A 23,230-nucleotide genomic window follows, 5' to 3' on the forward strand; every position below is an offset into this window, starting at 1 on the left:
GTATTTACACGGGTAGACTTTGCACTGTAATTATCAGCAACCATCACTCTATTGTCTCATCCTGTAGACACTCTCTGTTACCCTTCCCACGTCTCTACTAATTCTCACAAGTCACTACCATGTGGCATACTCCTTGCTGCTCTATTGTTAGGACCGCACCCCATTCCCAACAACAATGTGCTTAAGGGATAAGGAGTGGTACCAGCTCCATAGGTAAACGCATACTCAAAGGGTAGAGTAGTAACAAACCTATATATCATGAAAAAGACTAGAACCAATTACAATAATTACGTTTTGTTCCTTGCAATAACGATATTGTTATGCCTTTTACCCTGTGCTGCGGTCGCCGATACATCCCGGTTCCAGGACAGCTATGGTCCACAGGAAAACGTATCCTACGATCCTGCCCGTTTTAACTATTCTAAGAAAACATCCAGCTACCTCACAAAGTTCAAAGGACAAATCAGTAAAACCGCCCTTGGTGATTCGGGTACAACGAGACAGGGGAATATGAACATGGAGTATGGTCAGCTCTTTTCCCCATCTGACTTCGGTTATCGTGGATTTAGCTATCTCTCCGCCAAGATTGACAGTTCAAGCAGGATAAAATTTATAACCAGTGTCGGTCATTTTGTTGAGGCCATTGATGGCGACCTGTTTTTCACGTATCGCTTACTAGGAGCTAACCAGGATCATACACTTGCAACTCTTGGTACTATTGATGATCGGCTCTATGAAAACAGTTTTGCGGTGAGTTACACCAGATATTCCGATAGATTTCTTAGGGAAACATCGTTGAACTATAGTTTCAGTACAATACCTGGAGATGAATTCTCAAGGCAGGTGTATCAATCTCAACCAGGAACAAACCTTCCCAGCGCCAACATAGTTGGAGGTTATGGGGACATAATGATCCATGAAATAGACGCCAAGGTTGCCTTCGGCTACGAAAGCCTTGGTACTGGCTTTCTCAGGGGCCTGAAAACCAACCTGGGGCTAGGATACGAATATGGTGTCCAGAATGAAGTGTATAACTATACAGGTGAGGTAAATGAAAGTCTGTCCCTCATGGCCGGTTTTGAACACAAAGCCGCCTTTGGTCTCATAAACACATCCTATAAATATCAGGATTCCTCACAAACCTTGTACGCAGGCTACTCCATACAAGGTATTGATTTGTATATTCAAGAAACCAGGTATCAGGACAATAAAGAAAACATACTCCTCGGCTTTCTGCTTAAATTAAACCTGTGGAATCCAAAAGATCCATTGAGAAAAATCAAAGATCTCTTTGGTAGGAACTCCCGTTCAAAAAGAGGCCTTGAACAGATACGTCAGAGTGTAAGCCTTAATTCAGACAGCTTTTCCGTAACCCCAAAACCTGCTGAGTTTATTGATTCTTAACCACCCTCTTCTTCCCCATAAAATTCACTCAGTGGCAGCTTCTCTACTCTTACGTTGCAGCTCATACAAAGAGACAACACCAATATCTTTTTTCCCCAGACCTTCTATAACATGCCACTTCGTCTGTTTATCTTCACTACTATTGCCTACGGTCAAAGAACGCCCACCCTCCCTTCTGATGCCAATGAAAAATGCCTGGGGCAGATGCTCGTACATCGTCTTTCTGCTGTTGGTTGAGGTTGTTGCTGTAGCATACGTCCTGAAAAACTCGCTATCAGCCTCATCCGTATAACAGCTCATTGACTGAGGAGCGACAATATTCCAAAAGACATTCCGCACACCTGCATGTGGGAGTACCGACAAATCCCCACCTGGACAGACATAAAAACCACGCAGGTTTTCAAAAAGATTTTCAAATGGAAAGAGTCCATGAAAATCTATCACCGTGTCAGTACCCGCATACTCATCCCTCCCTTTATAATACGTCTCAGAATCGGTAATAACATTACCCGAGGACATCATTGTAAGAGTCACAGGATGAACAAGAGGAGCATAAAATTTGGCCCCGGAAACAAGCAGATCATTGCTTCGCCCCAGAGTGACTCCTGCATGGCCAGGCTTGCCTATAAAAGTCAGATCATCAAAGGTGCTATCTCCTACAAAACTAGTGATAATTCCCTGGGTCAGATTGTGAAAAGTTACATTTTTTGCCCAAACATTTACAGCATGACTCACCCAAATACCATTCCATAGATAGTCCTGTTCCTTGGCAGAGCGAACAACTGTACCATCGTTATCTATAAAAGGCTTATGATGCTGATACCCCCCCGGCCACATGCTTTCAAGCCGAATGTTTTCAATCCCCACCTCCTGCACACCATTAAACTGTAAAATGTGTGGTGAATAACTCAGAAGATGATCAAAGCGAGCTGTCTTAGCTAAACGAATGGTATGGGAATCTTTTATCTCTGCGACTTGGACCAGCCAGGTATAATTCTGTGCAGCCTTTCCGAAAGTATCGTGCTGCTGCGCCAAAAGATTGTAAGGTCTTGTTAACTGAGCTGCAATAGCAACTTTATCAGGAGATGGCGACGCCGTATCGATAAGCGGATCTTTCATCGATACAACAACAATCTGACCTGAAAAAAGAGCTGAACTATCCGCCACATGGATTACATCTTCACCACGTTTAACAGTTTGCACAATATCAGTTATAACTACGTGCTCTTCATTGCCTCGAATACTGATAAGCGCACCACTTCGTGCTGCACTATCTGCAGGCACTGTTGCAAGGCGACGTACATTTTCGGCCGGTGCCGCTGAACAAAGATTAAGAATCGTCCCTTTCTCACCTGCTCCTGCACCACGAATAATAATATTACTGCTCCGAATCTTCAGTACGGGTAGACTTGGGTCCTTACGGATTTCATAATGCCCGGATGGTAGGTACACCACACCTCCCCCATTACGTTCCGCACTGTCAATTGCCGACTGAATAGCTAAGGTGTCATCCCTGCCATCATCTGGCACTGCGCCAAAGGGTGGCTCAGTTACTATATATACAGGCCCTGTTGATAATGGGGTTGCACGCTCCCCCATTCCATAGCCGGCTCTTGAAAAATCAGGCAGGGGAATTGTGGAGCCAGCCTTGTTCTGTGAAAGCACTTCAGGAATCCACCCTTGCTCCACAGGATCAGCTGATGTTTCCAAAGCTCCAACTCCCTGCCCTACAGTAAGAGTAGGACACATGTTCAAAACAACCAAAACTAACAGGAGCAGTGGGTGGCGCAGGCCCAGAAAACCTGCCCGGGCAGCTTGTAACTCTACAGAGATTTGAATAGTAATATTTTTCATATCGTATATAAAATCATAATGTTATAGTTGTGTAATTTTACTATACCCCAAAAAGATCGCACCCAAGATCCCATACAATGTTATTTAATTCTCTGCAGTTCTCTCTATTTTTTCTGGTTGTGGTCTCAGTATACTTCATACTTCCACATCGTTTTCGCTGGGTGCTGCTACTGGCCTCAAGCTACTACTTCTACATGTGCTGGAAGGCTGAATATCTGATTTTAATCGTCTGTTCCACATTGGTTGATTATTTTGCTGCCCGAAGAATGTCGACCCACTCGGACCAGAAGAGACGTAAAAAATATCTATACCTCAGCCTCACCTGTAACCTAGGCATACTTTTTTTCTACAAGTATTTCAATTTTTTAAGCACATCGGTTACAGAGACACTACGGGGTATTAATATCTACTACGAGGCCCCACTCTTTCAGGTCCTGTTACCGGTGGGCATATCTTTTTACACCTTCCAAACTCTCAGCTACACCATAGATGTGTATAAGGGGCGTATACCAGCCGAACGACACCTGGGCATCTACGCCCTCTACGTTTCCTTCTGGCCCCAACTGGTTGCGGGTCCCATCGAACGGACCAAACATCTCCTCCCCCAATTCAGAAAACGTTGCACCTTTGAATACGCCCGGGTAACAGAAGGCTTACGCCTCATGCTCTGGGGACTGTTTAAAAAAGTTGTAATTGCGGACCAGTTCGCACTCTATGTAAACCGTGTGTACAATCATGTTGATGACTATCAGGGCTTTCCCCTGCTTATTGCCACCTTCTTTTTTGCAATCCAGATCTATTGTGATTTTTCCGGATATACCGATATGGCCCGAGGAGCGGCTAAGGTTATGGGTTTTGATCTTATGGAAAATTTCAGACAGCCCTATTTTGCAAAGTCAGTCCGCGAGTTTTGGCAACGCTGGCATATCTCTCTTTCCACCTGGTTTAGAGATTATGTGTATATTCCCCTGGGTGGTTCCAGACAGCTCAAATGGCGCTGGTACTATAATCTCATGGTGACCTTTCTTCTCAGCGGGCTGTGGCACGGAGCAAACTGGACCTTTGTTGTCTGGGGCGCCTTGCATGGCATGTATATCGTTTTGGAAAATATAACCAACTCCTTCCAAGCCCGTATAGCTGGTGCTGTATCTCCCCGTAAAAAGAGCTTTTCCAATCGTCTCATTCAGTCCGCCATTACCATGTCAATGGTCTGCTTTGCCTGGATTTTCTTTAGGGCAAACACTATTTCAGATGCGTCCACCATCATTGGGAAAATGTTTCTAATTACCCCAAACGATCCTGGAATTAGTGTGATAGGTGCTCCTGCTTTTATGCGTGCCATTGTTCTTCTCATAATCCTCCTGGTTGTGGATATGACTGAACGAAAGTTTTCAGTTCATACGACAGCAGCAGAGCTACCACTCATGGTCAGATGGCCGATATATCTCGTTTTATTTTGGTCGGTTATTATTGCGGGAGTTTTCGGGGTTCAGCAGGAATTTATCTATTTTCAATTTTAATCGTTCATCTGATACAGGGTGAAATAACAAACATGCAGATACAACGGTTCATACTCAAGTCAATGGCATTTGCCCTTATAAACAGCATCATCCTGTTGGCACTGCTCCTCTATTTTTCCGGAGAAAATCGCAATACACATTTAGACATTGCAGAAAGTGAATCAAATTTATTGGTTACTGGCGAAAACCAGCACTACGATGTGGCCCTTCTTGGTACCTCAAGGGGGCGTGTATTTTCAAGAGATACCAACCATCAACGTGTCGAAGAACTATTGAACAAAAAAGTCGTCAATCTATCAAAGGGCGGTGGAGGAGGTCTTATGCCTGCAAAGCTCCACCTCTCCCATTTTTTTCACCGTGGCAACAGTGTGGATCAGATCTTTTATCTCGTTGATCCATGGGTGTTCTATAGCCCAATCAATAACGACAGGAACAACTTTTTCCTTAGAGATGAGCCCTTTGAGTTGGCAATCTTCTGGCAATTACTCGTAGATAAATATCCACTAAAGACCATTCTTGCATATCTACAAAAGATTGCGGTCAATGACTGGGCGGAAATTTCCCGCTATGCAGGAGCTGGTCTCACAGAAGGTACCCTGCACCATATTGATTCGGAAAAAATTGATAAGGCCAGAATATATTATGCAGGAAGGTACGATCCAAACGGCTTTGAAAAGTATAGTCAATTTGTTGATACCATCAACGGTATGGCAGAGGAACAGGGCGCTACAATCACATACATCATACTTCCTCTTCTGATCGAAAATTTCCCGGGGATTGACCGAGTGGCGGAAAAACTTCAAATAGTTGCACATAAAAACAGCCATGTGAGTTTTCTCAACCTTTCAACCAAAATGCAATCGCCCACCTACTACTACGACCATATGCACTTTAACACCCGGGGCATCGACTATTTCACCAGCACCTTTCTTCTGCCTATTACTCAAAATAATAATACCAGCGCCCTTTCTACAGAACTGCGTCCCCCCCCCCGGCGCGCCTTTAGTCGATTAGTATAATTCGTATATCCATAACATTGGTGTTGGTGGGACCGGTCTTATATAGGTCGCCTACAGCTTCAAAATAGTGGTAGGAGTCGTTTGTATCCAGATAGTCCTGTAGCGACAAATCTAACTGATGAGCCTTTTCCTGAGTCGCCTTGTCCAGAATAGCCCCGGCGGCATCAGTGGGGCCATCTGTACCATCAGTTCCTGCTGAAAAAACCAGAACATTGTCCATATTTTTCTGATGAACACCACTGGCTAAAACAAACTCCTGATTACGCCCACCCTTTCCGCTACCCTTAATTGTTACAGTCGTTTCTCCCCCTGAAATCAGACAGGCAGGTCTTGCCACCGGGTCATTATTTTCCGCAATTTCCTTTGCAAGTGCCATATGAAAGGCAGCCACATCTTTGGTTTCACCCTCAAGCTGAGAGGAGAGAAGAAGCGAATTATAACCAAGCTCCATCGCCTTGTTCTTTGATACTGCAAGTGCGCCATAGTTACAACCAACGATGGTGGTTGAAATCTTTTCAAAAAATCTTTTCTCTAAGGCCCAATTTTCCTGGGTCACGTCCTGGACACCACGCTCTATACAATCGTGTACATTTTTAGAAACTTTTTCTTCAAGACCATATTTTTCAAAAATCCTAACACAGTCTGAAAAACTGGTTGTATCAGCAACACAAGGGCCGGATGCAATGCTATCAAGATCATCCCCGACCACATCTGAGAGAATCAGGCAGATCATTGTCGCAGGAAAGGCCGCCTTTGCAAGTCCTCCGCCCTTAATCCGGGACAGATGTTTTCGAACAGTATTAATCTCATGAATATCAGCCCCGCACCTAAGAAGCAACTCAGTGGTCTTCTGTTTATCAGCGAGCGTCACCCCGTTAACAGGGTAAGGCATCAAGGCTGAACCACCACCGGAAATCAAACATATGATGAGCGTATTTTCATCCGCCCTCTCAGCCAGATTATAGAGAGCCATCGCCCCCTCACGTCCATTTTCATCGGGTACAGGATGGGCCGCCTCCACTGTTTGGATCTTTCGCAGTGGTTGGAGATGGCCGTATTTCACCACAATAAGCCCCTCATCTATCTTATCTAGGAGAAGATCTTCAACGGCTCCAGCCATTGAAGCACCAGCTTTTCCGGCTCCTAAAACAAGAACACGATGATAAGTATTCAGGTCGTAGCGGGTCCCATCAACCCAAAAGATATCGCCCTCACGTCTGCAATATTTTTTTATCGCAGTACCTGGAGCTACAGCCCTTAATCCCGCCTGGAAAATCTCCACTACATCACGTCTCTTATCCTTTGACCCTTTCCCCATCCTTTCCCTCTATCTTTTCACTCAGTGTTAAGCTCTGCAAAAGTCACAGTGTAAAAACCGCATGTTTCAAATAGTAAATTGTTGCACAGACCCTCATATTAAAATAGGATACTTTGCTGATAGTTCAATAGAGATGAATACTGCAGTGATCTACACATCAATATAATTCAGTAAACAATTCGTAGTAAACACAAACTCCAAGGAGAAGCAACCATGACTAAAAAAGTTCTGAGCTTGATCGTAGCAGGTCTTGCCACCTTTTGCTTACTGGCGCCTCATTCAGCATTCAGTGCTGAAAAAAAAATTAAAGTTGCCTTTGCCCTGCTCTGGACCATTGATGATCAAGGCTGGACCACCGGCCACTACGATGGCATCGAATACTTACGAGAAAAAATGGGTGATACAATTGAAATTGCCTATACCGAAAAAGTTCGCGCGGCCGACGCTGAGCGTGTATTCCGCGACTATGCAGAAAAAGGTTTTGATCTGATTTTCGGTACAACCTTTGAGCATATGGACGCACTCATGAGGGTGGCAAAAGATTACCCGGATATCCGTTTTGAACATTGCTCCGGCTATAAAACCAGTCCTAATATGGGGAACTATTTCACCCGCATGTACCAGGCTGAATACCTCTCCGGGTACATGGCAGGTCTCATGGGCTTTAAAAATGTTGGTACAGTTGCCACCCAACCTATTCCTGAGCCTGTACGAGGTATCAATGCCTTCACAATCGGCCTCATTAAAGGTCTTGAGGAAGCAGGTGTTGAGTACGACATAAACAAACTCAACACCGTTGTCTGGCTGAAATCATGGCGTGACCCCATTAAAGAGACCACCCTTGCTGAAACCCTTGCAGCACGTAAACATGACCTGATTCGCCAGATGGCCGATACTCCTGACAGCTCTAAAGCTGCATGTGCAGCAGGTGTTCCTGCCATTGGTTACGGAACCGATGCCGCCGCAGCGGGAGCCGACTGCGCCCTCGTATCCTCCCTTTTTACCTGGGGACCATACTATGTTGAAACCGTTAAAGCAGTTATGGACGGCACCTGGAAACTACGCCAGTACTGGGGTGGATTTGACAAGGACGGCATCCAGCTCAGTCCGTTTGGCAGCAAGGTTCCAAAGGATATCCAAACAAAGGTAATGGCTGAAATGGACAAGTTGAAAAATGGTGATGATCAGATTTTTGCAGGTCCTGTCATGGCACAGGATGGCAGCGTCCTCTATCCTGAGGGAAGCTCTGCAACTGATGGAGATCTTCTTTCCATGCGCGTATTTATAAAGGGCGTTAAGGGTAATATTCCTCAGTAACTCACCCAAAAGTCCCTCATCAGAGCGGGGTAGAGGGTATACTCGCCCTGCTCTTCTTATTTCCTTTTCAAACGATCTCTTCTAATCAAGCTGAACTGCCATGGATATATTAAACGGTCTGGAGTCCGGAGAAAAGTTTAACCTCTCTGTCGACGGTCTCGACTATGACATAGAACTGCCCTACGTACGTATTAACTCAGGAGAGAAAAAACTCAAAATTGCCTCTCTAAACCTCGTCGGCCAGACCCGGTTCAACCAGGATCTGGGCATACTCCTTGCCGAAAAAATTAGAGAAAACAGTAATGACCTTTCAAAGGTTGCTATCCTGACTGTGGTAGAAAAGGCTTTACAAATTACTCAGGTTACAGCACAAGAGCTGAACATTGACGCTGTGGCCGTCGCCTACAACCGTGTCAAACCGCATATGGAGCCAGATAACAGGCCAGTTATCCAGATCGGTTCGGACTCTATTACAAGTGGCAGTAAGTTCCTTGCGATCTATGAACGTGATATGGGAATTTTGGCCCAGGCAGAGTCTGTTATCTTAATAGATGACGTTGTCTCTACAGGGGGAACATTTTTAGGTCTCATGGACCTCCTTGAAGAAGTTGCCCGGCAAAACCAGACCAGGCCCATAGAGGTCAGCGGTATGTACTGTGTGGCCGTTGAAGGCGACAAGGCTCCCATCCTTTCAGCCCCTGTTTATTCTCTTGCCAACCTTCCTGCTCCCGTAGTGGAATAGATTTATGACGCAAAAAGAATCAGCCCCCGCTCTTCTTTCCTGCCATCAGGTTGAAAAACGCTTTGGCCCTGTCATTGCTAATAAAAACATTAACCTCGAACTGTTTCCAGGCGAGGTCCTTGCCATTTTAGGAGAAAACGGGGCAGGCAAAAGCACCCTTATGTCTGTTATTGCCGGCCGCTATAAGCCTGACGAAGGAGAAATCCATGTGGATGGTAAACCTGTTCGATTTTCCTCGCCTGCCCAGGCTTTAAGTCTTGGTATAGGGATGGTCTACCAGCGCTTTATGTTAATTGACAGCCTAACGGTCACTGAAAATATACTGCTCGCAGCAGATGCCTGCGGGAAAAAGGTGTCCCACAAAATAATAGTAGATGAAATAAAGGATTTAGGCCAACGCTACGGACTTGATATTGACCCTGACGCTCGAGTTGGAAATCTTAGCATGGGGGAGAGGCAGCGTACAGAAATCCTCAAACTTTTGGTACAATCAGCAAAATTGCTCATTTTTGACGAACCGACTGCAGTTCTGGCCCAACCTGATGTTGAACGTTTTTTTTCTGTGGTGAAAAAGCTGCAGCAGGATGGACGAGGTATCATTTTTATCACTCACAAGCTTGAAGAGGTCCTGATGGTCGCAAGCCGTATTGCTATCCTCAGGAAGGGACAAATCATTGCCCAGACCACACCGGACCGGGTCAATAGCAAGCACGACCTGGCCCGCCTGATGGTCGGTCGCGAAGTTGTTCTACGGGTGGATAAACCTCAGGTTACAAAAAAAGAAACCATCCTCAAGGTAACGAAATTAAGTGCATCGCCCACCCCAACAGGCGTTCCATTTACCGATATCTCATTTACAGTACAAAGAGGAGAAATACTCTCCATCATTGGAGTAGCGGGAAATGGTCAAACAGCACTGTGTAAGGCCATCAATGGGCTGGGGCGATGCCAACACGGATCCTTAGAATTTCTCGGTCAAGAATATGACGTCCAGGCATGGGTGGCCCTGCGACACCAGGGGATATCATATGTTCCTGAAGACCGGCACCATACTGGTAGTGTCGCAGATATGGATCTTGCTGAAAATTTCCTTCTCACACGGCTTTCCCATGGAACAAATAATCTATGGCTCAACCACAGCCAGATGGAAGAAGATATTGGGACAGCCATTAGACAGTATAGTATTGTTGCCCATAACACCCGAACCCTTGCTGGGCAGCTATCCGGAGGGAATCTTCAAAAACTCATCCTTGCCCGGGAACTCGCCAAAAATCCGGATCTATTTATAGCCGAACAACCAACCCAGGGCCTTGATATAACAGCCACCGAAGAAGTCTGGCAGTCCATCCTTGCCCAACGGGAACAGTCAGCTGTCCTTCTTTTTACTGGGGATCTTAAAGAGGCCTTGTCACTCTCTGATAGGGTTGCAGTCATCTTTGCAGGCAGGATTGTTGAAATTATTGAGACAAAGGACGCTGAATCTGTTGGACGAATAGGTTTACTTATGGCTGGGGCAGGAGGCTGATATGAGACTTACTTTTGAGAGGCGCTATGAAAAGATCGCCATGGAGCCTCTGGTCACAACAATAATATCCCTGACACTTGCTCTTTTTGTCGGAACTGTAATCTTCCTCACCTACGGTGCCAATCCCATAGAAGCATACCTCGTCATGGCCAAGGGAGCCTTCGGTTCAACACTTAGCATCAGTGAGGTCATTGTAAAAGCCATTCCCCTTATGCTGACTGGCCTTGCAGTAGCCATTGCTGCGACCATGCTGCTGTGGAATATCGGTTGCGAAGGACAATTTGTCTTCGGTGCCCTCGGTGCCACCTGGGCAGCACTTTATCTCACCCCCGGCTGGCCAGCATACACGGTACTGCCTAGTCTCATAGCCTGTGGTGCCATAGGTGGTATGGTTTGGGCACTCATCCCCGCCATCTTAAAAACATATTTTCAGGTAAGCGAGATACTCACAACCCTGCTGCTTAATTATGTGGCCATAATCATTATGGAGCACCTCTATTTTGGCCCCTGGCGTGACCCTGGTGGGATGGGATTTCCCGGGTCTGCTCTGTTTCCAGATGTAGCTGCCCTACCCCGTTTTTTTGATTCCCGTATTCACCTGGGCCTTCTCATAGCTATAACAGCTGCCATATCTCTCCACATCCTGCTTAAACATTCGAAATGGGGTTTTCGCATCCGCGTGATAGGCAAGGGCGCTCAAGCTGCCGAATATGCGAATATGAATGTAAATATTGAGGTTATCAAAGTCATGGCCATAAGTGGGGCCTTAGCAGGACTGGCTGGTATGAGTGAGGTTGCAGGAATCCATCTGCGTCTCCAGGAAGGACTGAGTGTAGGATATGGTTACGATGGAATTATTGTTGCCTGCCTTGCTGGCTTTCGCCCCAAAATGGTACCCATATTTGCCATTGTCCTTGGTGGACTCATAATTGGTGGAGAGCAACTGCAAAGTGACATGCATCTGCCCGCATCAATTGTCCAGGTACTGGAAGGGGCCCTTTTGCTCGGCTTTCTTCTTAGTGGTGCGATCCTGCGCTATCGACTGCGATTTACAGGTCCCGATAACCCAACGACAAACTAACCCCAATAAACGGGATAAGTACCTTGGTGGTAATACTAAACTTACGATTTCAAATTCAATTCTTGAGTTTCTTGTTTTTTATGACAGGCTTTCAGGAGTAAGATACTAACCCGCCGTCTTCTAAGGCCTAATGCTATGATCGACGATATTGTCTTTATCTCACAAATCACCATCAAATCATCCATCGGGGTGCTCTTTGCCGCCACTGGAGAAATATTTACTGAAAAAAGCGGCATACTCAATCTCGGTGTCGAAGGCATGATGCTAGCGGGTGCACTCACTGGTGCTGCAATTGGTCTTGCCGGGGGGCCACCGACACTTGCCCTCGCAGGAGGCATGCTGGCAGGAGCAATCCTCGCCATGTTACACGCTTTTTTCTGTATTACACTAAGGGCAAATCAGACACTTTGCGGTCTTGCCATTGCAATCCTTGGAGGTGGGCTCTGCAATTTTTTAGGACGCCCCATTATCGGTGAAGTCGGTATACGCTTGCGAGCTGTTTCCATTCCCTATCTCAACGACATCCCCTTTGTGGGAGAGATTTTTTTTAATCAATCCCTTATGGTCTACCTTGCATATTTTATTATTCCCTTAGCAAGTTACATCCTGTTTCATACCAGAACAGGACTAAAGATCAGGGCTGTGGGTGAAGACGCTGTTTCTGCAGACGCCATTGGCATCAATGTTACTTTAATTCGGTACTGCTGCACGGTCTTTGGAGGTCTTATGGCGGGGCTTGGTGGGTGCTATCTTTCACTTGCCTACACCCCGGGATGGAAAGAAAATATGACAGCAGGCCAGGGATGGATTGCCATTGCAATGGTTATTTTTTCTCTCTGGTCACCGTACCGTGCTGTACTGGGTGCCCTTCTCTTTGGTGGCCTGACTGCACTGCAATTTTTCTTCCAGGCAACAGGAGTAGAGGTTATTCCAGTTTACATTCTGCTCATGCTACCCTATCTGCTTACCATAGGGGTTCTGGTCATCGTCATGCGGCTTAAACGCTCAGGAAAAGGTGGTGGAGCACCAGCCTGCTTGGGAATTCCCTTTAGCAGAGAGGGCTAAATAACAGGAGACTGTATTGGAAGTGCGCTTATCAGCATTTGTATAGGAAAGTAACCTCTTCCAATGCACTTCCGCGCAATGGAGCAACTTAGGGTGTAACATGCTCCAAAAAGAGACAGGAAGAAGCTCAAGAGGGAGCATAAGCCTAAATCCGGCACCTTCGACATGGCAATGTAAACGGCAAAACTCTGTCGCTGAAATTGCCTTGTGAACAAAATAATCAGCTATGCTTCAACACCACTGGGGTAGATGATCTTTGGTAAGGTTCAGTCTGTAGTTACTCCATTTCTGAGAAAATCCATAATTAATCGTTTACGTACCTCTGTATGAAACTCAGCTATGAATTGGTTTTATTAGACTACTGTTGTATTCCAGCAGTGCAATCCGGTTTTTGTAAAAAACTTTCGGAAACCGATGATAGATCAAGATCACGCAGTTTCCTGGCTGAGTTTGCTTAAGAAGCACGATCATTTATCTCAAAAAATAAAGAATTCGTGATTTAGTAACCTATACTAGGTACTGTGTGTGCTAACACATAATCGAGGAAATATATTTATAGCAACGCCCTAATAAAACATAACTGCTACATATAATAAGGCATTGTAATGATAACGTTGGATTGGATAACATATCAGTTAAAGTTCCTACGCCTGTGGACTTCACGAGAATATCAATTTCAATTTAAGTGTATCCCACGTATTTTCAAGAAAAAAAACAAAGCTTTATCCCACCTTGTTCATACTCCCGAATTATCCTTGAATCGTTTGGCGATTTCATCTGTATTGAAAGTACTTGTTGTTGCACTTGTTGTGTTGGTTAGCCCTTCTAACAATGCTCTTGCTCAAGATGGTGATCAAGAAGCCTCGTTGACTGGGCAAAGTAGTCATCTGATTTATTCCCTGTCCATGGAAGAAAAAGCCTGGTTGACAGAACATGGTCCCAAGGTCAGGGTCTCTTTGGTCAATCTTCCACCACTGCAATTCGAGCAAGATGGAGAATTCACCGGGTATCAGGTTGATATCCTCGAAGCGGTCCTAAAGAAGGCAGGGCTTCAACCAGATTACACCTTGGAACCTTTTGCAACCGTGTTTGCGGATTTTAAAGAAAAGAAAACCGAAATTTCACTCGATTTTTTCCCTACAGAGGAACGCCGCCAGGTGCTGCTGTTTTCGAAAAAAATGTTCGACGTATATGTGGGGATTTTTGCACGAAAAGAGAGGACAGATTTAAATTCTATTGAGGCACTGAAAAATGCACGCATCGCCTCCCACCCGGGATATGGACTTGAACCCAAGCTAAAACGTCTCTTACCTGATGCCGAGATCGTTCACGCAGTCGATCCTCAGGGTATGTTTAATCTTGTCTCTTCAGGAAAAGCTGATGCGGTCGTTCATGGCTTAGAAGGGGGCAACTTCATCGTGCAGAAAAACATGATTCTTAACGTTATGAGTCATGGTAATTTTTTACCAAAAGGTGAATCAAGGCTGCAGGCCGCAGAATTTGTCGTACGAAAAGATCTGCCGCACCTCATGTCAATTATCGATAAAACCTATGCGTCGATAGCTGAGGCTGAGAAACAGGCGATCTGGGATGAATGGTTTGGCAAGAACGATTCGAAATTGAAAACCTCGAGCATCCTTTACTCCGATATGGAACGTGCCTGGATAGCTCAGAACCATACCGTCAGGGTTCGGGTAGCGGACCGTCCACCCTTCATCTTTCTTGACAAGAAGCGGCCCGCTGGTCTCTCCGTTGACCTCATTGATGAGGTTTCTAAACGTACGGGGATTCAATTTCACTATGTTCTACCTCCCCGGTCTTTCAAAGAAGATTTGAATGGTCTTATACAACATGTTGGGCCCGATCTTATCTTAACTCTTACGCCTACCAAAGAACGTGAAAAGATTATCGATTTTACAAAATCATATATGTCTTCTCCGAAGTTTATTTTTATCCGTGAAAACAGTTCTTTTGTTGCCTCCCTTGAAGAACTGGATAACAAAACAGTTGCCGTTGTAGATGGCTTTATTGTTCATGATATTCTTGCCCGCGATTATCCGAAAATAAATCTGATGATCGTTAAGAACAGTAAAGACGCTCTCAGTGCTGTTTCTTTGGGAAAGGCCTATGCCTTTATCGATAGTATATTTACCACGCCTGCCATGATAAATAAATTTGGATTTAAAAATCTGAAGGCAACGGCTCAAGTAAGCACTTTACCCGTCTCTTCCGCGAGTATGGGGGTTAGGAACGACTGGCCTGAATTGCGAGATATTTTGGACAAGGCGATTGAGTCGATTCCACCTGATAAGATGACAGCTATGGTGAATAAGTGGTCGACTATCAAATTTGATCACGGCCTCAAACCTTCAGATATTTGGAAATGGGTCCTTGTGGTTGTAGGATTTGCGTCCACATTAGTTTTTCTATTTATTTTCTGGAACAGATCCCTTGCCAAACAGGTACGGGACCGTACAGCAGAATTGGAATATCAGGCAATACTGCTTGAGAATGTTTCGGATGCGGTTGTCTCTATTGACCTGGATTTTCGAATCATGAGTTGGAATGCGGCAGCTGAAAAAACCTACGGATGGAAAACTGAAGAAGTGGTGGGTGAGGTCTTTGCTGAATTGACTGCTATTGAATACAATAATGACAGTCGTGAAGAAGTTTTCAGGCAAATCCCCGAAAAGGGCACCTGGCAGGGTGAAATTGTACAGTCTCGAAAAGACGGTGCAAGGATAATTCTTCAGACGACGCTTTCAGTTGTTAAAAATAAGAATGGTGACCCAATTGGATATGTTGGTGTCAATCGTGATATCACCGAAAAAAAGAAAATTGAAGAGGAACTGAAAAAGAGTGACGAGTATTTCTCAAAAGCATTTCACGCTCAAGCCCTCCCCATGGCTATCATTAATGTCAAGTCGGGTGAGAGACTGGACTTTAATGAGAGCTATATAGAAATGTGTGGTTATTCCAGAAAAGAACTCCAGGAGGATACCATTACTACTCTGAAACTGTGGGGAGAGGATCATGACCGTGAAAAGGGTATCGAACAGTTACTCAGAGAAAGGGTCGTACGTGATGTCTCAGCTGATCTAGTGACTAAGTCAGGAAAAATCAAGAACCTTCTCGGCAGTGCCGCCATGATAGAATTCGGCCAGAAAAATCTGGCAATAACGACATGGCTTGACATTAGCAAACGTAAACAGGCCGAAAAACAAATTCAGGAATATCAGACTCGACTCAAGGCATTGGCCTCTCAATTAACCATAGCAGAGGAAGTAGAAAGAAGCCGAATTGCTGTAGAACTGCATGACCATGTCGGCCAGACCCTTGCCTTTTTACACATCCAGGTCGGAAGAGCCCAAAGGTTTGCCGCAGAAGAGAAGCTTCAAGGAATACTGGAAGAAGTCTCAGAACAATTGCTGGTATCCATTCAATACACTAAAGAGTTGGTTTTTGACTTAAGCTCGGCACTTCTTTATGAAAGGGGAATCACTACGGCTATTGCTGACTGGCTGGAAGATCATGTGAGCCGCAAAAATGGTATTAATACTGAACTGATTGGCAATTATGATGAATTGTTTTTGAGTAGGGATCTGAAATCTATATTATTTCGCAATGTTCGTGAGCTCCTTGCCAATGTTATAAAACATTCTCAGGCAACGAAGGTGACGGTTTCACTTGAAAATAATAGTTCGCAACTCTCTATCATTGTTCTTGACGATGGTGTTGGGTGTGAATTAGGTCCAGAAACAATAGACAATGTATCCAGTAGTGGATTTGGACTTTTCAGCATCAGGGAGCGGCTTGACGATTATGGCGGGTCCTTGGATATAATTTCTTCACCCGGTAAGGGATGCAAGGTTACCATGAGCATACCAATGTGAAAAATTGAAAATGGAAACTCGTATGAATGATATTAAACATACCATACTGCTTGTCGACGACCATCCGGTTTTTCGCAGGGGCATGCGCTCTCTATTGGAAGATGAAGAGGATATTCGGGTCGTCGGTGAGGCTGGCGATGGAAAGTCAGCGTTAACGCTCATGAGAAATCTGTCTCCAGATATAATTATAATGGACGTCACCATGCCCGAGCTTAATGGTATTGAGACGACAAAACGTATTCTTTCTGAATATCCTGATATGATTGTGGTTGCCTTGTCCATTCACGCTGAAAAACAGTTTGTTCATGACATGCTCCAGGCTGGTGCGACTGGGTATATGTTGAAAGACAGCGGGTCCGAAGAACTCATCAAGGGAATCCGTTCCATAATAGCTGGTCAGGGATATTTAAGTCCGGCAATAACCGGACTTGTCGTTTCGCAATTTAGAAAAGCTGTGGCACTGGAACATCATCATGAGGCGGATTATGAAATCCTCGAGACAAAATTTCACGTGCCCATATTGCCTGACAATTATGTTGCTCGACCAAGGTTGCTTAAACGATTAGAAATGAATTGTCGTCTTTCTGTCCAGTGCATTATCGCTCCGGCAGGATATGGAAAAACCACCCTGGTAAGTGACTGGATCACTCAACACGATTGGCCCTATGCATGGGTATCTCTGGATGATTATGACAATGATTTTAGAAAGTTTATTACCTGCGTTGTACAGGCCATTGAGGTTATATTTCCCAATGCATTAGCAAAAAGCAGTGCCTTACTAAAAGCAGCTAGTATGCCGCCTATTCAGGTTCTTGCGACAACGTTGAGTAATGAACTGAACATGATCAGAGAAAATTTCACCCTTGTACTTGATGATTTTCACGTGATCAAGGAAAAGTCGGTGCACGATCTGTTTTCAGAGTTGTTTAGGCACCCGATATCTGTAATGCATATAATTATCGTGAGTCGGACAGATCCATTTCTGCCGCTGTCAAAGCTTCGGGCCCAAAATCATCTTGCAGAAATACGCCTCAATGGACTGGCGTTTACCGAAGGGGAAACAGCAGCCTTTCTCAAGATCATATTTGATAGGGATATAGAGCAATCTGTATCCTGTTCCTGGAATAAAAAAACCGAAGGCTGGATTACAGGATTGCGACTGGCTGCTCTTGCCATTTGTCACAAGGAGGACCTTGATCACTTACTGCGGGAGGCACATGGTAGTGGTTATTATATCAAAGAATTCCTCTTTAACGAAGTATGGGAAATACAACCGGAAAATATTCGCAGACATATTGCGACAGTTTCGATTTTACAGCGATTCAATGCATCGTTGCTTGACGTTCTTTGCCCATATCGTAATGAAGGGTGTGAGTTGAACGGATGGTATATTATTAACAGGTTGAAAAAAAATAACCTTTTCCTGGTTCCTCTCGATAATGATGGGCAGTGGTTCCGCTTTCATCACCTCTTCCAGGAATTACTGCAAGGTCAGCTGAAGCGTACCTGCAGTGATGAAGAAATTGATGAACTTCATTATAAGGCAGGTAACTGGTTTGCGGAGAACGGACTTTTCGAGGAAGCTATACAACATTTTCTTGCTGCGGACAGACCAGATAGAGCGGGAGAACTGGTGGCCGAACTCGGGCATACGCTGATTGATCAGGAACGAGTGGTGGACCTTGATACATTTCTGCGAAAATTGCCTCAGGAAGTCATCGATAATAACCCTTTACTTCTCATTTATGAAGCATGGCTTTCGCGTGTCAATCTCTTGGTTCCTAAAATCGGAGAAAGTCTCAAAAGAGCGGAGGAAATTCTACAACGAGACCCTCCATCCAAGGCCATGTCTGATATCATTTGGGGATATTTGCAAACAATACGCAGCTATGAGCGATATTGTATGCTCGACCACGAAAAAGCACTCTCCTCGGCAAATCTAGCCCTGAAAATTATGCCTCTTGATTTCCCCTATATGAGGGCCTTTGCATCGATCATACACGCTGCAGTACTTCAAATGACGGGTAGGTATCAGGAAGCACTGTCAGTTATGAAATCGGCTCAAAGGGATCCAGGACTGCAACGCAAGCATAACCAGGCAATTTTGCTGGCTGGACTGAGTCCTATCTGTATGTTGGAGGCGGATGAATTCATGCTGCAGAAAACTGCTAGCCGACTACTGCAGCTGGGTAAGGACACCGACCTTTCTGTTTACCGCAGCTGGGGGCGTCTTTACCTGGCCTGCAGCTACTATTTACAAGACGATTTGGAGCAAGCGGAACATATGCTCGCTTCTCACCTTGAAGATCGACATCTTATGTACCCGGATGTTGTCATTGATGGAGCTGTAATTCTTTCTCTTTGCCATCAGCAGCAGGGACGGCCACAGGAAGCCTGTGAAGTGGCTGACTTGCTCAACCGTCATGCCCTGGAAACAGGTCATGACGGCCTGCTGTCAGCAGCTCACGCCTTACATGCTGAGCTGGCCCTTTGCCAGGGACGTCATCATGAAGCGATAGCATGGGCAGAAGCGTTTGAATCCAGAAAACTGCATGCTCATTACTTTTTCTTTTTACCGGAACTCACTCTTGTAAAAGTTTTGATAGTACAGGATACAGCTGACAGTTGTCAAAGAGCACAAAGCCTGCTTCTAGATCTCGAGAAATTTTCCAGATCTACCAGCAATCGATCGGTGCTTATTCCAACTTTGTTATTGCAGGCTATAGTTCTTTATACTCATGACCGGTCTGCCTCACTTGCGAAAGCTACCGAGTCAATATCTCTTGCGCAAACCGGAGGTGGTCTTCGCTTCTTCCTCGATTTAGGTTCACAATTAAAGCATATATTGCTACATCTGCGTGAAAATGCTGCTTTGAAGGGCTTGGTTGAGCGACTGATTACAGGTATAAACAATCACGCGCAGGGAGCCCAGCATTTTCCATCTTCTGCTTACCCTAAACTAGAATGTTTGACTGATCCCTTGACAGACCGTGAACAAGAGATACTGAATCAGTTGGTACAGGGGAAATCAAACAGGGAAATTGGTGAAAATTTATTTATTTCCATCGATACGGTGAAGTCACACCTGAAACGTATTTTCCATAAACTTGATGTGAAATCACGTCTTCAAGCAGTCGCCAAGGCTACTGATCTCGGTATTTTAGATACAAAATCAGCTAGCCCTGGTAAACAGGGTTAGATAACCCTCCCCATCTTTTTCTTATCATTACCCTTACCGTGTCGGCTTGCTTGAAAATTTCACCGACAATTAATAAGACCTCGCTTTAGTTTAATGTGCTGAAAATAATAACAAAAATATTTTAAAATATCTCAGTTTCATATTTCCTACCTATTGCTTCTCCCCCTTTAGGGTGAAGGCTCTGTACCTTCATTCGTCCTATTATCCTACTTTCAGGCGATTTCATTTTCTTTACAAAAAGTATTCAATGAAGATGGGAAAGGTCCTATTTCTAGAGAATATACACAGTACAATTCTAGTTGTTCAATCCATAATGGGAGATTGGCGATTATGCTGAATTATGAGAAGTCAAAACGAATAAAAATGGGAGATACGGTTACTTACAGGATTTGTGTGCAGGGCTATCTCGAAGACGTTTGGTCCGACCGTTTGGCGAATATGACGATTCAGGCAAACGTTGATAACAAAGAAAGTCCAGAAACAGAATTGGTTGGCATAATCAAGGATCAATCAGAGCTACTGGGAGTACTTAACAGTCTTTATGAACTGCGTTTTCCCATATTGTATTTAGCAGTCGAATTGATTGAGTAAACGACTGCGAACTCAATTGGTGATACGAACCTAAAAGTATCAATAGCCATGTAGGAAGAGTGTACAAAGTTCCTCTGCCTGAGGATGAAAACAGTTATGTGGTTCAAATATTTAAAGGTTTACAATTCAAAAGAATGAACCCTGAATCCAATACAATAAGGAGAAAGGTCATGAGAAAAAAAGTAACTTTTGCGACACTCGTGCTTGCCATGTTCTGCCTGCCGCTCGCGGGGGTTGGCCAGGATGCCCAGGTCGATCGCACGGAACTGCCCATCAAGGGTCCATGGTATCCGCCTATTACAACGTTAGATGCGCGGGATGCCAAGGCACCACCAGTATTTGAGGTCAAGGCTCCTAAAGATGCACCTAATGTGGTTGTCATTCTACTGGACGATCTCGGTTTCGGTGGCACCAGTACGTTTGGCGGGGTGATTGATACACCTCATATTGACAAACTCGCCAGTCAGGGACTTAAGTACAACCAATTCCACACCACGGCTCTCTGTTCGCCGACCAGGCAGGCACTAAAGACAGGCCGTAATCACCACTCAGCCAATCAAGCCAAGATAACAGAAGTGGCAACTGCATTTCCCGGCGCAACGGGTATGTTACCTAATGATATCGCTAGTATCGGTGAGATGTTACGGCTAAACGGGTATAGCACCGCAGCATACGGCAAATGGCATGAAACAGCCGTATGGGAAATCAGCCCTTCTGGTCCTTTCACTCGCTGGCCGAATTATCAGGGCTTTGACGAATTTTATGGTTTCCTTGGTGGTGAAACTAACCAGTGGGCACCCGCCGTTTATCATAATCAGAATCGCGTTGAGACCCCGGATGATCCCAAGTACCATTTTATGAACGACATGGCCACCCAGTCCATCAATTGGATGCGCTTCCAGCAGGCACTTACTCCGGATAAGCCATTCTTTGTCTACTTCGCGCCAGGGGCAGTCCACGCTCCACACCATGTACCACAATCCTATATCGACAAACAGAAAGGGCGCTTTGATGAAGGCTGGGACGTTATTCGCCAGCGGATCTATGCAAAACAGAAGGATCTCGGAGTCATCCCTGCTGATACCAAGTTGGCGGACAAACCGCAAGACATCAAGGACTGGGCAGATCTTTCGGATAAGGAAAGAAAACTTTTTGCACGCCAGGCTGAGGTTTTTGCGGCCTATCTTGATATGACCGACCATGAAACAGGCCGTGTCATCAAGGCAATCGAGGATATGGGGGAGCTTGATAACACCCTCATCATATATATCGCCGGCGATAATGGAACCAGTGCAGAAGGTCTTATGAACGGGCTGTACAACGAAATGACCTACTTCAATAACGAGCCGAAGGGATCGGACATTGATTTTATGATGCAGCACTATGATAGCTGGGGAGGCCCATCCACCTATCCACATATGGCGGCAGGCTGGGCAGTCGCTTTTGATGCGCCGTTCACCTGGACGAAGCAGGTCGCTTCTAATTACGGTGGTACCCGCAACGGTATGATCACCCACTGGCCAAACCGGATCAAGGCCAACGGAGAGTTGCGCAGTCAGTGGCACCATGTGATAGACGTCGTGCCGACCATCCTTGAGGCCGCCGGTTTACCACAACCGCGGATTGTCAATGGTACGCCTCAGCGTCCCATCGAAGGTGTGAGCATGGTTTATTCATGGGACCATCCAAAGGCTCCGGGGCGCCATCAAATACAGTATTTCGAGATGTTTGGAAACCGTGGCATTTACTTCGACGGTTGGTTTGCCGGTACCGTCCATATCAAACCGTGGGGCAAGGTGGAGAACAAGTTCACCGAGGACACCTGGGAGCTCTACCACGTCAAGAAAGATTTCAGCATGTCCACGGATCTCGCCAAAGAACATCCAGAGATCCTTAGCAAGTTACAAGATGTGTTTATCGGTGAGGCTGTCAAATATAAGGTGCTTCCTCTGGACGATCGACGACAGGAGCTCTTTAATCCCAAGATTGCAGGAAGACCGGATTTGATGTTCGGACGAAAGAGCCTGACTTTATACGAAGGCATGCATGATCTGCTTGAGAACGATTTTATCAACATAAAAAACAGTTCTTTTGAGATTGTTGCAGACCTTGAAAGTAGTGATAAGCCTGTGAACGGTGTCATCGTTGCCCAGGGTGGTCGCTTCGGCGGTTGGAGCCTCTACGTCAAAGACGGTACACCGATATTCATGTATAACTACCTGGGAATTGATCGTTTCACCGCCACCTCGAGCATCAAGCTCCCCAAGGGCAAGTCCACCGTGAAGATGGATTTTGTCTATGATGGTGGAAAGCCTGGATCAGGAGGGACCGCAACGATTTACATTAACGATAAATCGGTGGGTTCCACCAAGGTCGAGAAGACCGAATTTGCGGTTTTTTCGGCCGACGAGACGGCAGGTGTAGGCATTGATGCCGAAACGCCCGTTTCTGAGGACTACACACGCTCCAGCAGCAAGTACAGCGGCAAAATCGAAAAGGTAACCATCAGCCTAAAATAAGTGAGGCCAATATTGATTATGCCAACACATTTCAGAAAAAGAATTGGTTGGTATAATCAAGGATCAATCTAAGCCTCTGATGGATCTTAACGGTCTGTACGAGCAACGTTTCCAATATTGTATTTAACAATCGATTCGCCGGACGCTGAATAATTATTCCCATCTGTCCATTACTCGAAAAAA

General features: G+C 45.3%; 14 protein-coding genes. 12 read left to right on the forward strand and 2 right to left on the reverse strand.

Annotation, left to right across the window (positions count from 1 at the left end):
• The first annotated feature begins 258 nt into the window (after positions 1-258).
• Positions 259-1,404, forward strand: a complete 1,146-nt coding sequence (locus ACX6CI_RS15460; protein WP_458774545.1) for a hypothetical protein — start codon at positions 259-261, stop codon at positions 1,402-1,404.
• 24 nt (positions 1,405-1,428) lie between these two features.
• Here ACX6CI_RS15460 and ACX6CI_RS15465 read toward each other — a convergent pair whose 3' ends face one another.
• Positions 1,429-3,258, reverse strand: coding sequence for a glycosyl hydrolase family 28-related protein (locus ACX6CI_RS15465; protein ID WP_458774546.1), 1,830 nt, complete (start codon positions 3,256-3,258; stop codon positions 1,429-1,431).
• 77 nt (positions 3,259-3,335) lie between these two features.
• Here ACX6CI_RS15465 and ACX6CI_RS15470 point away from each other — a divergent pair, with 77 nt between their 5' ends.
• Positions 3,336-4,778, forward strand: coding sequence for an MBOAT family O-acyltransferase (locus ACX6CI_RS15470; protein WP_458774547.1), 1,443 nt, complete (start codon positions 3,336-3,338; stop codon positions 4,776-4,778).
• A 32-nt stretch (positions 4,779-4,810) separates the two neighbouring features.
• Entirely contained in the window at positions 4,811-5,797 is a 987-nt protein-coding gene (locus ACX6CI_RS15475) for a hypothetical protein (protein ID WP_458774548.1), read from the forward strand.
• Here ACX6CI_RS15475 and ACX6CI_RS15480 read toward each other — a convergent pair.
• Positions 5,781-7,115 carry a glycerate kinase type-2 family protein gene (locus ACX6CI_RS15480; protein WP_458774549.1) on the reverse strand — a complete coding sequence of 445 codons (1,335 nt, stop codon included), beginning with the start codon at positions 7,113-7,115 and terminating at the stop codon, positions 5,781-5,783. The genes ACX6CI_RS15475 and ACX6CI_RS15480 overlap by 17 nt on opposite strands.
• A 213-nt stretch (positions 7,116-7,328) precedes the next feature.
• Here ACX6CI_RS15480 and ACX6CI_RS15485 point away from each other — a divergent pair, with 213 nt between their 5' ends.
• The 9 genes from ACX6CI_RS15485 to ACX6CI_RS15525 all read left to right on the forward strand — a co-directional run bounded on the left by ACX6CI_RS15485 (position 7,329) and on the right by ACX6CI_RS15525 (position 23,047).
• Positions 7,329-8,432 carry a BMP family ABC transporter substrate-binding protein gene (locus ACX6CI_RS15485; protein WP_458774550.1) on the forward strand — a complete coding sequence of 368 codons (1,104 nt, stop codon included), beginning with the start codon at positions 7,329-7,331 and terminating at the stop codon, positions 8,430-8,432.
• A 100-nt stretch (positions 8,433-8,532) separates the two neighbouring features.
• A complete protein-coding gene (locus ACX6CI_RS15490) occupies positions 8,533-9,174 on the forward strand; it encodes a phosphoribosyltransferase family protein (RefSeq protein ID WP_458774551.1) in 642 nt (213 codons plus the stop codon).
• A gap of 4 nt (positions 9,175-9,178) precedes the next feature.
• Positions 9,179-10,699 (forward strand): ABC transporter ATP-binding protein, encoded by a 1,521-nt coding sequence (locus tag ACX6CI_RS15495; protein ID WP_458774552.1) that lies wholly within the window; start codon positions 9,179-9,181, stop codon positions 10,697-10,699.
• A 1-nt stretch (position 10,700) separates the two neighbouring features.
• Positions 10,701-11,780: an ABC transporter permease gene (locus ACX6CI_RS15500; RefSeq protein ID WP_458774553.1), complete on the forward strand. Its 1,080-nt coding sequence runs from the start codon at positions 10,701-10,703 to the stop codon at positions 11,778-11,780.
• A 135-nt stretch (positions 11,781-11,915) separates the two neighbouring features.
• Complete coding sequence (locus tag ACX6CI_RS15505) at positions 11,916-12,845, forward strand: ABC transporter permease (protein WP_458774554.1); 930 nt, start codon at positions 11,916-11,918, stop codon at positions 12,843-12,845.
• 782 nt (positions 12,846-13,627) lie between these two features.
• The gene (locus ACX6CI_RS15510; protein ID WP_458774555.1) at positions 13,628-16,738 is read left to right on the forward strand and encodes a PAS domain-containing sensor histidine kinase; all 3,111 of its coding nucleotides are present in this window, start codon (positions 13,628-13,630) and stop codon (positions 16,736-16,738) included.
• 22 nt (positions 16,739-16,760) lie between these two features.
• A complete protein-coding gene (locus tag ACX6CI_RS15515; protein WP_458774556.1) occupies positions 16,761-19,937 on the forward strand; it encodes a response regulator in 3,177 nt (1,058 codons plus the stop codon).
• A 330-nt stretch (positions 19,938-20,267) separates the two neighbouring features.
• Positions 20,268-20,528: a hypothetical protein gene (locus ACX6CI_RS15520; protein WP_458774557.1), complete on the forward strand. Its 261-nt coding sequence runs from the start codon at positions 20,268-20,270 to the stop codon at positions 20,526-20,528.
• Positions 20,529-20,698: 170 nt separating this feature from the next.
• Positions 20,699-23,047, forward strand: coding sequence for a sulfatase-like hydrolase/transferase (locus ACX6CI_RS15525; protein ID WP_458774558.1), 2,349 nt, complete (start codon positions 20,699-20,701; stop codon positions 23,045-23,047).
• The last annotated feature ends 183 nt before the right edge of the window (positions 23,048-23,230 follow it).

The organism is Desulforhopalus glucosivorans, from assembly GCF_054397165.1.